Here is a 15,792-nt window from a genome sequence, read left to right as displayed (position 1 = left end):
TTCACCGGAGCAGGTAGGGCATGTTGACCGTGACGGCACCGGTGGGACAGCGAGCCGCGCACGGGCCGCAGTACCAGCACTCGTCGACGTGCATGTAGGCCTTGCCGTTGCTCTCGTCGATGGCGAGGGAGTCCAGCGGGCACATGTCCACACAGAGCGTGCAGCCGTCGATGCACTTCGACTCGTCGATGGTCACGGGCACGTCGGCCCGCTGGGGTGCCAGGGTCATGGCTGTCTCCAGAAAAGTCCCGAGAAATTCTGAGAAATCCCGCTCGACGGTGAACCGATGAGGCCGTGCCGAGCGATGAAGGGTTGAGGACGGAGAAGGGGGCGGAGAAGCGGACGAGCACGAGGGCGCGGGCATGAGGGCGCGGCATGAAGGTGGAGAAGGGGGCGGAAGCGATGCCGGCGGGAGAGTTCGATGGGAGGGATCAGAGGGTGCGGTGCAGCAGGCCGCTCATCGAGATGCGGTCTCCTCGGAAGCGGATGAACTCCAGGTCCACCGGGCGGCCGTCGGAGAGGTGGGTGAGGCGTTCGAGCATCAGGACGGCAGCGCCACGCGGCGCCTCCAGCACGGCCGCGGAGTGGGCGTCCGCGGTCACCGCCTCGAGCGTGATCTCGGCGTGGCCGAGTCGCTGCCCGGTGACGGCTTCCAGGAGCCGGAACACGTCGGTGTTCTCCAGATCGGCGCCGAGCAGGGCGGTGCCGATGTCGAGCGGGATGTAGGTGAGGTCGAGAGAGAGGGGGAGGCCACCCAGACGACGCAGGCGTTCGATGTAGAGCACGTCGGCGCCGGGCGGGACGTGGAGGCGGTCGGCCACCGGGGCGGGCGCGGCGACGGGGCCCATCGTGCGGACCTCGTTGGTGACGTGGCCGTGCTCGTGCAGGGTCTCCGCGAGGCCCATCAGACGGTCCAGGCCGTGCGGGTACTTCTGCGCCACGACGACCGTGCCGACGCCAGGCAGGCGCTCCACAAGTCCCTCCGCCCGAAGCAGGTCGAGAGCCTGGCGGACGGTGTTGCGGGAGGCGCGGTAGTCGGTCGCGAGGATCGACTCGTGGGGGAGCGTGCCGTCCGGAAAGCCGTCGGTCAGCAGCTGGCGGCGCAGGAGGTCCGCGAGCTGTCGGGCCTGGTCCGCGCGCAGCCGACGCCGCGCACGGTGGGCGGCGACGGTGGTCGCGCCCTGGCCGACGTGGTCTCGGATGCGGTCGGTGGGTGGCATGTTTCGAACCATAGCGAGCCAGTAGGAAAAGCGGTGTTGCCGGAGTGTTGCGCCACCTGCGGGAGCGTCAGAGAAGGAGCTGACCTGGGAGAACAGGACCGCCTTACACAAGATCTGCCAGGTCGGGACGTCGTCGTCAGAACGTCGCTGCCAGAACGTCGCCCTCGGAACAACGCGTCAGGCCAACGCGTCAGGCCAAGGCGTCAGGCCAAGGCGTCAGGCCAACGCCGTCAGGCCTGGGGCGAAGGTGATCAGCAGGGGCAGCAGCGGCACCAGCGTGGCCACCGCCGTCGTCAGCGCCCGCTGTCTGCGGAGCAGGCGCGGGGGCGGCTGGAGCAGGCGGTCGACCCGCTCGCCCAGGAGACGGCGGCTGGAGGCGCAGGACAGGACGCCCCGGTGCTGGTTCAGCTCGATCAGGGCCAGTGCCGTGGTCAGGTGACCGCAGCGGCGCGACGCCGTGTCGTCGGCGGCGAGTTCGACCAGGCGGTGGGTCTGGTCGCAGAAGTGGGAGAAGAGCGGAATACGGGGGAAGCCGGTGGCAAGGGCGGTCGACAGGTGGAGCAGCCAGTCATGGTGGGCGCGGGCATGGCCACGCTCATGGGTGAGGACGGCGTCCAGCTGGTGGGAGGTGAGGCGGTGCAGGGCGCCGGTCGTCACGATCAACTGGGGTGGGCTGCCCGGCATCCACCAGGCGTCCGGGTACTCGTCCTCCAACACCAGCAGCGGGCCCCGCGCGGACGGCAGGCCCGCGGGCAGGTCGGGGGCGCGTTCACGCAGGTGGGACCTGGCCCGGCCGCGGCGTCGGCGCGTCTCGACGAGCTCGCGGGCCAGCATCGCGGTGGTCCAGGCGGCCCCGCAGGCCAGCAGCAGAGTCAGGGCAGCGGCCCACAAGGGGGCGGCGGAGAGGTCGTACGCCTCGGAGACCCCGGGCGGTGCGGGGGCGAAGACCCGGGCGCGCACGGTGTGGAACACGGCGGCGGCGCCCAGGGTCAGGGCGGTCAGGCAGCACAGCAGGACCGTGGCGACCAGGCACTGCCACACCCACAGTCCGATCACCGGCTCCCGCTCGGGCCAGGCGGACCGGGTGAGCGCGCGCGGAGCCGGCACGGCGGCGGACAGGGCGACGACGCTCAGCAGGAGCAGGCAGAGAGTCATGCCATGGGCTCCGGATCCTGGTCGGGAAGGGGGCGTGGGCCACGTGCGCGCGGGGTGCGTACGGCGTACCCGCGTGCGTACGGCCTGCCATGGGCGGCGGGCTCGGCCCGAGGACCGTGCCCGCCGCCAGTATGACGGCGGTTCCTCCGGGAGTCAGCCCACGACGACACCCGATTCAGCCTCGTCCGCCCTGACTCGGCGACCTCGCCGCGGCCAGTCACCCCACCACCGGGTTGGACCGGCACCGGCGCAGGGCTCGCCCCTGGCACCGACACCGACACCGGCACCGGCGCAGGGCTCGCCCCTGGCACCGACACCGACACCGGCACCGGCGCAGGGCTCGCCCCTGGCACCGACTCCGACTCCGACACCGACTCCGACACCGACTCCGACACCGGCGCAGGGCTCGCCCCTGGCACAGGCATCGGCGCAGGGCTCGCCCCTGGCACCGGCACCGGCACCGGGGCAGGGCTCGCCCCTGGAACAGGGCCCGCCCCCGGGCGTTTCACCCGGCGGTCACCTGGCCGCTCACCTCTCCCAGGCCCACTCGGGTGCCGCCGGGGCCGGGAGCCCAGGCGGAGAGGGTCACCACGTCCCCGTCCTCCAGGAACGTGCGCTTGCCGTCGGGGAGTTCGAGCGGGTCACGGCCGTTCCAGGTCAGCTCCAGCAGGGAGCCGCGCTCGTGCGGGTGGGGGCCGCTCACCGTGCCCGAGCCGTACAGGTCGCCCGTGCGCAGGGAGGCGCCGTTGACCGTGAGGTGGGCGAGTTGCTGGGCGGCCGTCCAGTACATGGTGGAGAAGGGGGGATCGGAGATCACCTGTCCATTGAGCGCGACGGAGATGCGCAGGTCGTAGCCGCCGGGCTCGGCGTCCGCGTCGTCCAGGTAGGGGAGGAGGGGGTGGGTCCGCTCCGGGGGCGCCACCCGTGCGCTCTCCAGGGCTTCCAGCGGGGTGATCCACGCCGACACCGACGTGGCGAACGACTTGGCGAGGAACGGGCCGAGAGGGACGTACTCCCAGGCCTGGAGGTCGCGGGCGGACCAGTCGTTGAGCAGGCACAGACCGAAGACGTGCTCGCGGAAGTCGGTCAGCGCGACCGGGCTGCCCTGCCGCGAGGGCACGCCGACCACGAAGCCGACCTCGGCCTCGATGTCGAGCCGCACGGAAGGGCCGAAGACGGGCGCCGGCTCGTCGGGAGCCTTGCGCTGGCCCGACGGGCGGACGACGTCCGTGCCGGAGACCACGACCGTGCCGGCCCGGCCGTGGTAGCCGATCGGCAGGTGCTTCCAGTTGGGCAGGAGGACGTCACCGGCGTCCGGACGGAAGATCGCTCCCGCGTTCCGGGCGTGGTGCTCGGACGAGTAGAAGTCGACGTAGTCGGCGACCTGGAAGGGAAGGTGCAGGGTCACGCCGGACAGGGGGTGGAAGAGCGGTTCGACGGCGGGCCGGTGGGCGGGGTCGGTCACCCACTCCGTCAGGGCGCGGCGTACCTGCGACCAGGTCGTGCGCCCCGCCGCGAGCAGCGGGTCGAGCGTCGGCGAGGCGAGGAGGCCGGCGTGTGGCGAGCCGAGCGCGCGGGCCGCCGCGCCCGCGTCGAGGACATGGTCGCCGAGCCGGACGCCGACGGTCCGCTCCGTGGAGCCCGGGAGGGAGAAGACGCCGTACGGGAGGTTGTGCGGGCCGAAGGGGTCGCCCTCGGGAAGGTCGAAGGGGGGCATCGGGTACTGCCTCTCTTTCGTGCGCTCTTTGGTGCTCGCCATGTCGGGCTCGCCGGACTTCGAACGGGTGTCGCGCGGGTGCGCCGAGCCGCGCCACACGTTACGGCCGACGTCGTGGAAGTGACACGGGGGCCGGGCCGACGAGACACGTCGGCCGGCAGCTCTCCGCTGTCGGTCGCTCACCCGAAGTCGTCCACCGGCCGGTACGCAATCTTGACGGAGCGGTGCGAAACGGGAGACTCTGGGCGGGTGCTGGAAGGCCTCGGGGAGGGGGCCTTCCCCTGGCACAACTGGGGGGCGGATGGCCATAGGGGAGGCCGGCCTCGGGTCGGCGCGGCGTGGCTCACGGCCGGAACGGCTGGAAGCGGCCATGCGCGACAGGCTCGGCCGGGAATGCGTGTACGTACCGTCGTGCAGATTCGGGCTGTACGTGGCCTTGCGCCACTGGTGCCCGCCCGGCGGCCGGGTACTGATGTCGCCGGTCAACGACGACGTGATCTTCTTCGTGCTCCTCGCGGCGGGACTGCGTCCCGTGCAGGCGCCGTTGAACCCGCTGGACGCGTCGATCGACGTCGATGCCGTGCCCGACGAGGTGTGGGGCTCGCTCTCCGGCGTCCTCACGACGAACCTGTACGGCAACCCGGACGACACACCCCGCCTGCGGGAGAAGTGCGACGCGCTGGGCATCCCGTTGTTCGAGGACGGGGCGCACGCCATCGGCAGCACAGTGGGGGGCAGACCGGTCGGGGCCTGGGGGGACGCCTCCGTGTTCAGCCTTTCCAAGCATGTCGGTGCCAAGGCCGGCGGCTTCCTGGCCTGCGCCGACCCGGGGCTGCGCGAGGCCCTGGCGAAGACCTGCGAGGACCTGCTGCTGCCGGGGCGGTTCACGGCGGAACTCGCCTACACCGTCCGGCCTTACGCGGAGGCGACCGTGCGGGGGCTGCGGCTGCGGCGGGCCGCCTGGGCCACGATGCGCCTGCTCGGGCTGATGGAGCGGGAGGAGATCCGGATGCCGCTTCGGCCGGCCGAGTTGGCCCGCGCCGTCGACGCGGCGCCCGGCCTCACCGCGCACGACTCCTGGGTACGCGTCGACATGCACGACTACCGGCTGCGTTCGGGGCCGCTGAGAGCGGGCCGCATCGGCCGCAGGCTCGACCACCTGGACGAGGTGCTGGCGGCCTGCCGGGCAGGCACGGAACTGCTCCTGTCCACACCGTGGGCGCAGCCCGGCGCTGCTCGCGCCGACCGGGTCCAACCCCTTTTCCGCGTCCCCCTGTTCGTCGCCGACCGGGACGCCGCGCGGGCGGCGCTCGCGCGGCGGGGCATCGTCGTCGGGTACCTCTATGACCCGCCTCTGGACGACTACGCGGGTGCCGCCTTCACCGACCCGTCGCCCGATCCCGCAGGGTCCCGCTGGTTCGCCCGGCACGCGTTGCCCGTGGATCCGCTGCGGGCCAGGCAGGTCGTCGAGGTGCTCCAGGAGTCCGGCGTACGGCCGGTCGAGGCGCCGGGAGGGCTGGAGCCGACCCGTGGCTGAGACGCAGGCCGAGATCCAGGTACCCGAGCCCTCGGCGCCGCCCGCCGGCAAGGAGACGGCGGGCACGCCACCGGCCGACGACCCGCACGGCTCCGGATCCCTGTTCAGGAACGCCTACTTCCTGATGCTCAGCACGGGCGTCTCCGCCGTGCTGGGCCTGGGCTTCTGGCTGGTGGCCGCGCGCTACTACTCAAAGGAGGCCGTCGGCCAGGGCTCGGCCGCGATCGCGGCGATGCGGCTGCTCGCCAGCATCACGGCGACGACGATGATCGGGGCGGTCGTCCGCTTCGTGCCGCGTGCGGGGCGGGCCACGGGCTCGCTGGTATGGCGGGCGTACGCGGCCAGCTCGGTGGTCGTGACCGTCGCCGCCTTCGTCTTCCTGCTCACCCTGGACCTGTGGGGGGCGACGTACGCACCGCTCGGCACGGCCGCCGCGGGCACGGCGTTCGTCGTCGCGTGCGTGGCGTGGGCGCTGCTCACGCTCCAGGACGGGGTGCTCACCGGCCTGCGCAGGTCGGGCTGGGTGCCGGTCGGCAACGCGGTGTTCTCCGTCGGCAAGCTGATCCTGCTGGTCGTGTGCGCGACCGCGCTGCCGGCGCTCGGGATCTTCGTGTCCTGGGCCGTCGCGATCGCGTTCTCGACGCTGCCTCTGGGCTGGTTGATCTTCCGTCGGCTGATCCCGCGCCAGGCCGCCGCCGACCGAGACCTGGAGCCTCCCCGACTGCGGGAGATGGGCCGCTTCCTGGCCGGGGACTCGCTGGGCGCGCTGTTCAGCCTGGCGATGATCAACCTGCTGCCGGTGATGGTCGCGGTCCGCTTCAGCGCGGCGGAGAACGGCTACTTCTACGTGGCGTACACCGTCGGCGGCACGATGGAGTTCATGGCCATCAACATGGCCTCCTCCCTCACCGCGCACGCCTCGCACGACCCGCGCCGGCTCGCCGAGGGCGTGCGCGGGGCGCTGCGCCGGATGACGCTGCTGCTGGTGCCGGTGGTGTTGGTGCTGGTGGTGTTCGCGCCGCAGATCCTGCTGCCGTTCCACGAGGACTACGCCGAGCACGGCACCACCGTGCTGCGGCTGCTGGCCGCCGGAGCGCTGCCCCGGGTCGTGGTCGAGCTGTACATCGGGGTGCTGCGGGTGCAGGGCCGCACCGGGGTCCTCGCCGCGCTCCAGGGCGCCATGTGCGCGCTGGTGCTGGGCAGCGCCGCCCTGCTGTTCGCCCCGGCCGGGATCGCCGGCGCGGGCTGGGCGGTGCTGATCAGCATGACCCTGATCGCCGCCGTCTCCGCCGTGGGCCTGCGGTCCGCGCTGCGCCGCAACGACCGTCCGCCCGTCGGCCGTTCCTCCGCCGCCCCGGCCTACGGCACCCATTGGGCACGGCTGAACGCCACCGCCGGATACGGCACGAACTGGGCGCGCCGGGCGGCGTACGAACGCGACGGCGTCGACGAGGACACGGTCACCCTGTTCATAGGACGTCCCGGGTACGAACGCGAGGCGCTGCAGGCGGACACGCTCGCGCTGATAAGGCGGCCCCCGCACCAGTCCGACACCGGCAAGGGAAACGAGGAGACAGAGGGGGCCGGGAGGACTGGAAGGACTGGAAGGACTGGGAGGACTGGGAGGACTGGGAGGACTGGGAGGACCGGGAGAACCGGGAGGACTGCGAGGACCGGGAGGACCGGGAGAACCGGGAGGACTGCGAGGACCGGGAGAACCGGGAGGACTGCGAGGACCGGGAGGACCGGGAGGCGGGACGAGTCGGCTCGGGAGGCTGCGCGGCGCAGGACCGCTCGGGCCGGGCGCCGGGAGCGGTGGGTCGCGGGCGGACTGTGGGGTCTGCTCGGCGTCGCCACCGTGGCCTTCTGGACGGCGGCGCTGCGCCAATTGCCTTGGCGCGACGGCCCGTCCGAGGAGGCGCTGACCGGACGTCAGCTGCTGGCGGCGCTGCCGCTCACGGCGCTGGTCGCGGGGGGCCTGCTGCTCGTGGTGTTCGTCGGCGCGGTGACACTGCGCGCGACGCGCGGCCCGCTGCTGCCGGGGGCGGCGCTGGGTTCGGTGCTGCTCGCCCTGTACGCCGTGCCTTTCGCCTTCGGCCGGGAGCCGTCACCGGTCGGTGGGGCGCTGTACGCGAGGGCGGCCGGTTTCCTCGCGGAGGCGATGGGACCGGACGGCGGGTCCGAGCCGTTGCTGCGCTGGGCACCGCCGGCCGTGCAACTGCTGGGTCTTGTACCTCTGTGGCTGCTGCTCGGCGGCGCGGACCGGTGGTTGACGTGGCCGGGGCGCTGGGGCGTCCTGTATCTCGTCGCGGTGGGCGGCTGGGTGTGGCGGCAGGAACTCGCGCCGGCGGCCGTGCCCCTGTTCGTCGTGCTCGTCCTCGCCGCCGCGTTCCTGCCGCTCGGCACCCGTGGCCGGGTGCCGGCCGGACAGCCGCGCGGCGCGGTCAGCGGGGCGGCACGGGCTGATGGAAGTAGCCGTTCCTGCCCGCCTCCCGGTAGCCCTCGAGGCCCGGGCCCTCGTTGACGGTCAGGTCGCACACGGGCTTCTCGGAGGTGGGCCGGTTCCAGTGCACCAGCGCCTTCACCTCCGGGAGCCTCTTCACGGCGGCGGGGATCTGGGTGTACCAGTCGCGCTGGCGTCGCGGGGCGTCGGCGTCCGGTGCGGTGGCGAACTCCGCGAGCATCACCGGCTTTTCGTCGCTGATGTTCTCGCGCAGCCACTCGTAACTGGGCCGCTGGCTGCGCAGGAAGTCCTTCCAGTCCGTGGTGCCGTGGCACTGGTAGTAGTTGTACTGGTCCATGGCGATCCAGTCGACGTACTCGTCCCCGGGGTAGAGCGCCTTCATGTCGGCCGCGCCGCCGAGGTAGCCGGAGACGGTCCACACCCACACCACGTTGTCGGCGCCCAGTTCACGGAACCGGTCGCGGACATGGCGGTACCCGGCGACGAACTCCTCCGGGGTGCCCGCACCTTCCTTGATGCGGGCGTCGGTCTCCTGGTCGAAGGAGAGGAAGACGCGTTTGCCGTAGGCCTTGATACGCCGGATCTGCGGATCGAGGATCTTCTCGTCGAACTTGCCGGAGGCGATGTTCTTCCAGCCGAGCTGGGTCTCCGTCCAGTTCTCGTGGTGCGGCTCGGTCCAGACGGTGGACTCCCAGGCCAGCATGAGCAGTCGCTCCTTGCCGAGTTCCTGTTCGTCGGGGGTGAGCAGTTCCCCGTCGAGCCGGGTGCCCGACATGTCGTGGTAGTTGTAGACGAGGTCCAGCTTGCGGCCGATCCTCTTCTCGAAGCCGTGCACGGCGTCCTTGAGCGAGCCGTCCTCTGCGTACGGCACGGCGGCGCCCCACCAGGCGCCGCAGGGCGGGATCAGTGTGTCGGTGGGGGCGCAGGGTCCGGTGGGCAGCTCACCCGAGGCCGCGTTGCCGGGCAGGGTGTCCGTCGCGGAATCCGGGTCCTCAAAGCGGCCGGCCCAGATGCCGAGCCCGGCGAGCAGCGCGGCCACCGCCACCATCGCGACAGCCGTGCAGGTGCGCCTCGCGGTCCCCGGGTCATTCCTCGGGCCGTCCGCCGGGCCGGTCCCCGGGACGCTCGCCGGGGAGTTCCTCGGGGCGCGTCCCGGCGAGTTCCTCGGGCTGCGTGGTCCGCGCAGCCGGTGCAGGCCCGTCATGTGTCACTGCCGCCGGAAGGCCTGCGCCTGACCTTGGCGCGCTCGACCGCGCCGCGCCGAGCGGCGGGCAGCGGCAGCCCCGGCAGGGCCGCGGTGACCGAGGTCAAGCAGGCGAGCGAGACCAGGAAGGCGGTCATCGAGAAGGCCTTCACCAGGAACAGCGAGGTGGCGGTGAGGACGCCGAGCGAGAGGCTGATGGGCGCGGCGAGCGCGACCGCCTCCAGCCTGGCGCCGGAGGCCAGGCGACCTGGCTGCGGATACAGCGCCGCGCAGCCAGGACCGAACAGGACGAACAGCAGCACCGGGATCCAGCGCAGCGGAGAGGGGCCGGGTACGGCGGTGGCGGCCAGCGCCGACCAGCCCGAAGCCGCGACGAGGACCCTCAGATGCGTCGAGGTGAACCTGCCGCCCTCGGCTCCTTTGGTGTGACCTGGTTCCCTGTGACCTGGTTCCCTGTGGCCCGGTTCCCTGTGGCCCGGTTCCCTGTGGCCCGGTTCCCTGTGGCCCGGTTCCCTGTGGCCCGGTTCCCTGTGACCTGGTTCCCTGTGGCCCGGTTCCCTGGGGCCAAGGCCGCCGTAGCCCGGTTCCCCGTAGCCCGGCCTCCCGTGGTCGAGGTCTCCGTGGCCCTTGTCGGCGGTGTTCTCGTTGTTGATGTCCCCGTTGCTGATGCCCTCGGAGTCTGTGGTCGTCACTTCGATCACCTTGTGGTCATTCATCGGGTGGCCGGGCGGTACTCCAGGACAACGCCGTACGGATGGCTCTCGACGGTCCGGAAGAGGGGCGAGGCGGACAGCTTCGAACGCAGGGTGTCGAAGCCGCCGGGCGGCAGCAGACCCTCGCCGGCGGTGTAGATGTCCTGGGTGCGGGTGAGGACGACGTAAGCCTTGGCGCCCGGTGGGATCCCGTCCGCGAGATAGCCGGCCGGGTCCTTCAGCATCCTCTCGTTCTCGGGCAGTGCCTGTTCGGCGAAGAACCAGTGCTCGAGACGGTCGTAGCGGTGCAGTGCCTGGGGGAAGGAGCCGCTGGTGGCGAGGATCAGCGAGCCGTCGGGAGCGTTGTCGAGGGCCCTGGTGACCAGGGCGGTCTCGTCCGGTGGCGTGTAGAACATCTTCTCCTTGCCGTAGTACGACGGCAGGAAGCCGGCCAGCAGCACCAGCAGGACGACCGGCAGCGCGAAGGCCGCCGTCCTGCGCCGCAGTGCCTTCGCCCTGCCGCGGTGGGTCCCCGCGACGGCCGGCACCAGCGCGGCGGCGGCGAAGAAGGCCGCGCCGGGCAGGGCGAACAGATAGACACGGAAGAGCATCTCGCCGCCGTAGTCGTTGACGGCGAACAGCGGTACAGGAGCGACGGACACCAGCAGCAGGGGCAGCGCGCTGCGGGTCAGCCGGCGCCGCAGTACGACGGCGGTCCCGGCGAGGACGGCGACCGCGAGCACCATCGCCACGTTGGCGGTGCCCGCGAGTTCCGGCCCGGGCCCGGTGAGCTGCCCGGCGTAGCCCGCGCGGGAGTTCTCCGTCAGCTCGCCGATCGACTTCCTGACGGCGGAGAGCGTCTCGACGAACAGCGGTCGCCCCATGGTCAGGTCCCACGTGAGCATCAGCAGCGCGGCGACGGCCAGCAGCCCGTAGTTGCGGTAGCGGCGGGTGAGACTGAGCGCGACCAGACAGATGGTGAGCATCACCGGGGTGAGCTGGTGCGTGGCGTTGACGGCGGCGATCAGCGGGGCCAGGATCACCACGCACACCGCGCGCTGCTTCTTTCCCGTCGGCGGCGGGACGGGCGCGGCCACCGGGTCGAGGAAGGTGCGGTCGCGCAGCCGTCCGGCGGACCCGGGCCGCACGAAGTGCCGCAGCACCACCGCGAGGACCGTCAGGTGCAGCAGGTACGCGAGCGCCTGCGGGGCGAAGTAGTCCTGGCCCACCCAGTTGGCGAGCTGGAAGATCCACACGGCGGTCCAGATCAGCCGCCAGTCCTCGCAGAAGGTGCGGTAGATCAGGACCAGCACCGGCATCATGAGCAGGCCGACGACGATCGGGGCCCAGTTGGCGTACACGGCGGCGTTCTCCACGCCGAAGGCGCGCACGAGGCCCGCGTCGAGGGTGAAGAAGCCCGGCCACTGGTCGTACGCGGACATGTTGCCCGACAGCGCCGCGCCCGGTCGCAGCTCACCGTTGGCGAGCAGCGTGTCGACGATGGCGTCGTGCTTGGAGGCCCACGGGTAGCGCACCGCGTCGTACAGCACCGCCGGCGGCGCCTTCAGCGCCAGGAGCAGTGCGGCACAGTGCGCGGCCGGCCACCAGGGCGCGGTGCCCGCGCGCCGCAGACTGAGGACGAAGCCCGCGGTGAGGACCAGCAACGAGAGGTAGTAGGCGACCGGCAGCCGGTCCAGCAGGCCGTAGTCGCCCATCTCGCGGAAGCCGATGCGGGGCAGCGCGTACACCCACAGCCCGGCGGCGAGCAGCAGCGTCAGCAGGCCGGCCTCCGGCGGACGGCGCGGGATCCGCCAGGGTCTGCGGTCACCGCCGGTGGCCGGGCCCGGACCCCCCGGAGCACCAGGACCTTCCGGAGCGCCAGGACTTTGCGGAGCACCGGGGCTTCCCGGTCCGGTGGAGAGATCAGGGGTGGGCAGTTCGCTGCTCTCGGTGCTCGGTACGGGCACGTGTTGTTGCACGTCGAGGCTCCCCTCCCCCAAAGCAACTATAGGAATTTTCTCTTCTTTTCACACCAAAATCGTCGAACTCGGCTCAACCCGCGAACACCGGTCCCTGTACGGCGGCGCGGGCACGGCGGTACCAGCGCCAGCCGACCGTCTTCGGTCCGTCGCGGTACGGGGCGACACGGGCGCCGGATCCCGCCAGCCAGCCCCGGACGTCGGCGACGGTGTGACCTCGGCGCACGATGAGCCGGGCGATGCGGTAGTGCTCGTCGCGATCCGAACTGAGCGCGTGCCGTACGGCGGTGGCCGTCTCGTAGCCCGCGGCCGCCGCCGTTCGCCGTACCCGCCCGCTGTTGTAGCCGTGCGGGTAGGCGAGATGACGGACCTGGTGGCCGAGGGCGTCCTCCAACACCGAGCGGGAAACGCGCAGTTCGTGCGCGAGCGCCCGCGGTGCGAGGGTGTCCAGCTGGGCGTGGGTGACGGTGTGGCTGCCGATCTCCATGCCGTACCGCTCGAGTTGGGCCGCCTGCGCCAGCGTCATCATCGGCGCGGGCGGCAGCAGGCTGCGTCCGCCGCGGGTGATCGCTCCGGTGGTGAGGTAGGCGGTCGCGGACAGTCCGCGACCGGCCAGCGCCTCGGCGGTCGCACCGGGCAGATCGGCGAAGCCGTCGTCGAAGGTGAGCAGCACCGGCCGGGGTGGCAGCGGCGCCCGCCCCGCGAGGTGGTCGGCGAGCGCGCTGATCGTGACGGGCGTACGGCCGCTGTCCACGACGGCGTCCAGGTGCTCGCCGAACTGCTTGGGACTGACGGTGAACTCGGCGATCCAGCCTGGTGGTTCCTCCATCACGGCGTGATACAGAAACACCGGGATACTCCCGTTACCGCCGTTACCGCCGTTACCGCCGTTACCGCCGTTACCGTCGCCGTTACCGCCATTACCGGTGTTGCTTCCGTCGGCCCTGTGTGCGGACGCCGTCATCGCGCAGCACCTCGCAGCGCGCGCCGGGCCAGCAGATAGCCCACCGGCCCGTAGAGCATGCCGCGCCGCTGGAGCCGGGAGAGCCGGGCGGGCCAGGCGTGGGTCCGGGCATCGTGCCCTCCGGGTGCGCCGTCCGCCGCGGGCTCCGCCTCCCGGCTCGCCGTCAGCGTCCGCGCGTGGGCGAGCCCTCGGGGCAGCCGGGTCAGGAACGCGGGCAGCAGGCCCGGCCGGTTGACGAGGATCGCCGTGAGGTAGGCGGTGAGGCCGGCGCCGTAGCCGTACGCCTGGGTCTCCAGGTCCCGCCAGGTCTCCCGGTGGTGGTGCCAGACCAGGGCCAGCGGGGTGTAGTGGAGCCGATGGCCCCCGGCGAGGACCCGGACGAACCCGTAGAGGTCGTCGCCGCCCCTCGCGAGCGTCCCCGCCCCGGTCGCCGGATCGAAGCCGCCGGCCGCCCGCAGCACCTCCGTACGGAAGGCCATGTTGGCGCCGGAGCCGAAGCGGCCCGCGGTGAACGGGAACAGCGGTTCGTCGGCGGGCGGGTCCTGCGGGTCGTACGTGCGTGCCGTGAAGCCCTTGGCGAAGCCGCCGTGGCTCTCCAGGAGGACCTGGGCGGGGGTCCGCAGCCGGGCCGGCAGGATCAGGCCGGTGACGCAGCCGAGGCCCGGGTCGGCGGTGAAGGGCGCGGTGAGTTCCGTGAGCCAGCGCGGGTCCGCCACGACGTCGTCGTCGGTGAACGCGATCACCTCGCCGTGGGCCGTCTCGACGCCCTTGTTGTGCGCGACGGCGAGACCCGGCACCGGTTCGGTGACGTACCGCACGCGCTCGGCGTACTTGCGCTCGACCAGGTCCCGGGTCGCGTCCGTCACGGGCGCGTTGTCGACGACGACGATCTCGAAGTCCGGATGATCCTGGGCGAGCAGCGAGTCGAGAGCGTGCGCGAGCTTCTCGGCGCGCTCACGGGTGGCAACGACGACCGTGGTGAACGGGACGGCGGCGGCCTGGGCGGTGGCGGCCGGGATGGTGCCGGCCTGGGCCGTGGCCGGGATCGTGCCGGCCGGGATGGTGCCGGCCGAGGTGGTGCCGGCCGAGGTGGTGACGGCCTGGGCCACGGCGGCGGCGGAGGTCGAGGTTGTCTCGGCCTGTGCCAGGGCGGCCTGTGCCAGGGCGGCCGGGGTCGTGGTGACCGGGGCGGTCCCTTTCGCGGGCCCCGCCGAAGGCGGCTCGGGGGCCTGCTCGCGTGTGGCCAGGTCCATGAGGACGGTCTTCGGGTCCGCTCCCTCCGGCACCGACCCGAGCAGCGTCCCGATCGGTCGCCCGCCCCTTCTGACCAGCACGAACACCTCACCGTGCGTGACGGGCGGACTTCCCGGCCCCGGTCTGAGGGCGCCCCCGTCGTCCAGTTCCAGCTCGGCGACCTGTACCGGCTCGATGTCCAGGAACCTCTGTATCTCCTGCGGTGCACGTGCAGCGCGGTACATGACCCCCCTTGTCTCACGCCCGTCACGTCGGTCGGCCCGTGCCGACCGTCACGGTCGGCGCAGTCGGCCCACGCCCTTCAAGGTCCGTGCGGCCGCCGCGGCGAGCCTCGGCCGGCCGCGCACGAAGTGATGCGCCCGACGGGACGGCTCACGGCTGAGCCAGTGGAGCGCGGCGCCCACCCCCGGACGCGACCACGCCCCCTCGTACACGGGAAGCTCCCCGGTCTTCAGCGAGTCCTTGTACTCGGCCGCGCCCCGCCCCAGGTCGAGCAGCCCGATGCCCTCGGCGGCGGCCGACTCGGCCATCCGCAGATGCAGCACCAGGCCCGGCGAGAACTTCGCCAACTCCGTTTCGTACGCGGGGAACCAGCAGGCCAGGACGGTCGACGAGCGCAGCCCGAAGTGCGCGGCGATCGGCTGGTCACCGGCGTAGAGGACGGAGAGCGTGCCGGAGCACTCCGGCGCGCGGGTCCCGGAGAGCGCGTCCACGAGCCGGGTGATCCACTCCTGTGCGAACCGGTCCCGGCGGCCGGTCCTGCGGTACTGCGCGGACTTCCACGCCGTGAGCGTGCGCAGCGCGGCCGGATCGCGCTCGTCGAACACGAACCGCACCTGCCCGACCTGGCGGCCGAGCCTGCGTTCCTTCGCCAGCGTCGTCTTCAGGAACTTCGGCGACTGGGCGCGCAGCACGGACTCATAGGTCTCGTAACCCTTTTCCACGTCGATGACATAGGAGGCGTACTCCTCGGCCGCGTGCGGGACGAACAGCCCCTGCTCCGCCTCCAGGTTGTCGAAGGCGAAGCTCGACAGGCCACACGCCCGCATCAGTTCGTCGGCGTTCAGCCCGAGTCCCGGGGCCAGCACCGCGCCCTGCGCGTCCGAGACGCCGTACGCGAGGGCCTGGCCCTGTCCGAGCCGGCCCCGCTCGTGGGGCAGGAAGCCGACCGGCTCTCGCCCCTCGTACACCACCGCCACCCGCGAGCGTGGCCGTACCAGGCCCACGGCGTCGGTGAACTCCGGTTCCATGAAAGGGTTTCGCGGCAGCGCCGACGCGGCGCGCAGCGCGCGCCACCGCTCCCGCTCCCCCTCGCCGAGGTCCTGCGGCCTCAGCACACGAATGCGCCCACTGCTCAACCTGACCCCCCGATCAAGTCCCCCTGGACACCTGGACGGTACCGGTCCACCCGGTCATCGCGGTAGGTAGCGTCCCATGTTGTTGCCAACCGGTGCAGAGGCCTTTAACCGTCCGCTATCCGGCGATGTGCCAGAAAGCTGTTTCATCGAGTCGGTCGGCAGCCAGGCGTGAGCCAGGAGTGCAAGGGGAGTTGGCGGAACCGGACAGGACTCGGACGTCGGCCGGTTCGCGTCGAACCCGGGGGGCC

The 15,792-nt window shown here is 72.2% G+C and carries 12 protein-coding genes; 2 read left to right on the top strand and 10 right to left on the bottom strand.

Annotated features, from left to right (window positions below; all coding sequences use genetic code 11):
* Position 1: 1 nt before the first annotated feature.
* From QQM72_RS26945 to fahA, 4 genes are all read right to left on the bottom strand, one after another.
* A complete protein-coding gene (locus QQM72_RS26945; RefSeq protein ID WP_020130156.1) occupies positions 2-229 on the bottom strand; it encodes a 4Fe-4S dicluster domain-containing protein in 228 nt (75 codons plus the stop codon).
* A 202-nt stretch (positions 230-431) separates the two neighbouring features.
* Positions 432-1,220, bottom strand: a complete 789-nt coding sequence (locus QQM72_RS26940) for a GntR family transcriptional regulator (protein WP_314223429.1) — start codon at positions 1,218-1,220, stop codon at positions 432-434.
* A gap of 216 nt (positions 1,221-1,436) precedes the next feature.
* Complete coding sequence (locus QQM72_RS26935) at positions 1,437-2,375, bottom strand: M56 family metallopeptidase (RefSeq protein ID WP_314223428.1); 939 nt, start codon at positions 2,373-2,375, stop codon at positions 1,437-1,439.
* A gap of 505 nt (positions 2,376-2,880) precedes the next feature.
* The gene (fahA, locus tag QQM72_RS26930; protein WP_314223427.1) at positions 2,881-4,092 is read right to left on the bottom strand and encodes a fumarylacetoacetase; all 1,212 of its coding nucleotides are present in this window, start codon (positions 4,090-4,092) and stop codon (positions 2,881-2,883) included.
* Between the two features lie 301 nt (positions 4,093-4,393).
* Here fahA and QQM72_RS26925 point away from each other — a divergent pair, with 301 nt between their 5' ends.
* Both QQM72_RS26925 and QQM72_RS26920 read left to right on the top strand, forming a co-directional pair.
* The gene (locus tag QQM72_RS26925) at positions 4,394-5,629 is read left to right on the top strand and encodes a DegT/DnrJ/EryC1/StrS family aminotransferase (RefSeq protein WP_314223426.1); all 1,236 of its coding nucleotides are present in this window, start codon (positions 4,394-4,396) and stop codon (positions 5,627-5,629) included.
* On the top strand, positions 5,622-8,153 hold the full coding sequence (locus QQM72_RS26920; protein WP_314223425.1) for a lipopolysaccharide biosynthesis protein: 2,532 nt from the start codon (positions 5,622-5,624) through the stop codon (positions 8,151-8,153). The genes QQM72_RS26925 and QQM72_RS26920 overlap by 8 nt, the downstream gene beginning before the upstream one ends.
* On the opposite strand, the gene QQM72_RS26915 is transcribed toward QQM72_RS26920, so the two are convergent.
* The 6 genes from QQM72_RS26915 to QQM72_RS26890 all read right to left on the bottom strand — a co-directional run bounded on the left by QQM72_RS26915 (position 8,074) and on the right by QQM72_RS26890 (position 15,523).
* Positions 8,074-9,141 (bottom strand): glycoside hydrolase family 26 protein, encoded by a 1,068-nt coding sequence (locus tag QQM72_RS26915; protein WP_314223424.1) that lies wholly within the window; start codon positions 9,139-9,141, stop codon positions 8,074-8,076. The two genes, QQM72_RS26920 and QQM72_RS26915, sit on opposite strands and share 80 nt — an antisense overlap.
* Before the next feature lie 152 nt (positions 9,142-9,293).
* The gene (locus tag QQM72_RS26910; RefSeq protein ID WP_314223423.1) at positions 9,294-9,989 is read right to left on the bottom strand and encodes a hypothetical protein; all 696 of its coding nucleotides are present in this window, start codon (positions 9,987-9,989) and stop codon (positions 9,294-9,296) included.
* 20 nt (positions 9,990-10,009) lie between these two features.
* The gene (locus tag QQM72_RS26905; RefSeq protein WP_314223422.1) at positions 10,010-11,968 is read right to left on the bottom strand and encodes a hypothetical protein; all 1,959 of its coding nucleotides are present in this window, start codon (positions 11,966-11,968) and stop codon (positions 10,010-10,012) included.
* 73 nt (positions 11,969-12,041) lie between these two features.
* Positions 12,042-12,797, bottom strand: a complete 756-nt coding sequence (locus tag QQM72_RS26900) for a polysaccharide deacetylase family protein (RefSeq protein ID WP_314223421.1) — start codon at positions 12,795-12,797, stop codon at positions 12,042-12,044.
* Between the two features lie 131 nt (positions 12,798-12,928).
* On the bottom strand, positions 12,929-14,410 hold the full coding sequence (locus QQM72_RS26895) for a glycosyltransferase (protein ID WP_314223420.1): 1,482 nt from the start codon (positions 14,408-14,410) through the stop codon (positions 12,929-12,931).
* A gap of 48 nt (positions 14,411-14,458) precedes the next feature.
* Positions 14,459-15,523, bottom strand: coding sequence for a GNAT family N-acetyltransferase (locus QQM72_RS26890; RefSeq protein ID WP_314223419.1), 1,065 nt, complete (start codon positions 15,521-15,523; stop codon positions 14,459-14,461).
* Positions 15,524-15,792 lie beyond the last annotated feature (269 nt).

This window comes from Streptomyces zaehneri (genome assembly GCF_032248645.1).
Taxonomy (GTDB): Bacteria; Actinomycetota; Actinomycetes; order Streptomycetales; family Streptomycetaceae; genus Streptomyces; species Streptomyces coriariae.
The sequence above is the reverse complement of the archived record's forward strand: the minus strand, read 5'-3'. Positions and strand labels throughout refer to the sequence as shown.

Coding starts and splice junctions, on each gene's coding strand:
- QQM72_RS26945 (WP_020130156.1), bottom strand. CDS start 229: ATGACCCTGGCACCCCAGCGGGCCGACGTGCCCGTGACCATCGACGAG.
- QQM72_RS26940 (WP_314223429.1), bottom strand. CDS start 1,220: ATGCCACCCACCGACCGCATCCGAGACCACGTCGGCCAGGGCGCGACC.
- QQM72_RS26935 (WP_314223428.1), bottom strand. CDS start 2,375: ATGACTCTCTGCCTGCTCCTGCTGAGCGTCGTCGCCCTGTCCGCCGCC.
- fahA (WP_314223427.1), bottom strand. CDS start 4,092: ATGCCCCCCTTCGACCTTCCCGAGGGCGACCCCTTCGGCCCGCACAAC.
- QQM72_RS26925 (WP_314223426.1), top strand. CDS start 4,394: ATGGCCATAGGGGAGGCCGGCCTCGGGTCGGCGCGGCGTGGCTCACGG.
- QQM72_RS26915 (WP_314223424.1), bottom strand. CDS start 9,141: ATGGTGGCGGTGGCCGCGCTGCTCGCCGGGCTCGGCATCTGGGCCGGC.
- QQM72_RS26900 (WP_314223421.1), bottom strand. CDS start 12,797: ATGGAGGAACCACCAGGCTGGATCGCCGAGTTCACCGTCAGTCCCAAG.
- QQM72_RS26895 (WP_314223420.1), bottom strand. CDS start 14,410: ATGTACCGCGCTGCACGTGCACCGCAGGAGATACAGAGGTTCCTGGAC.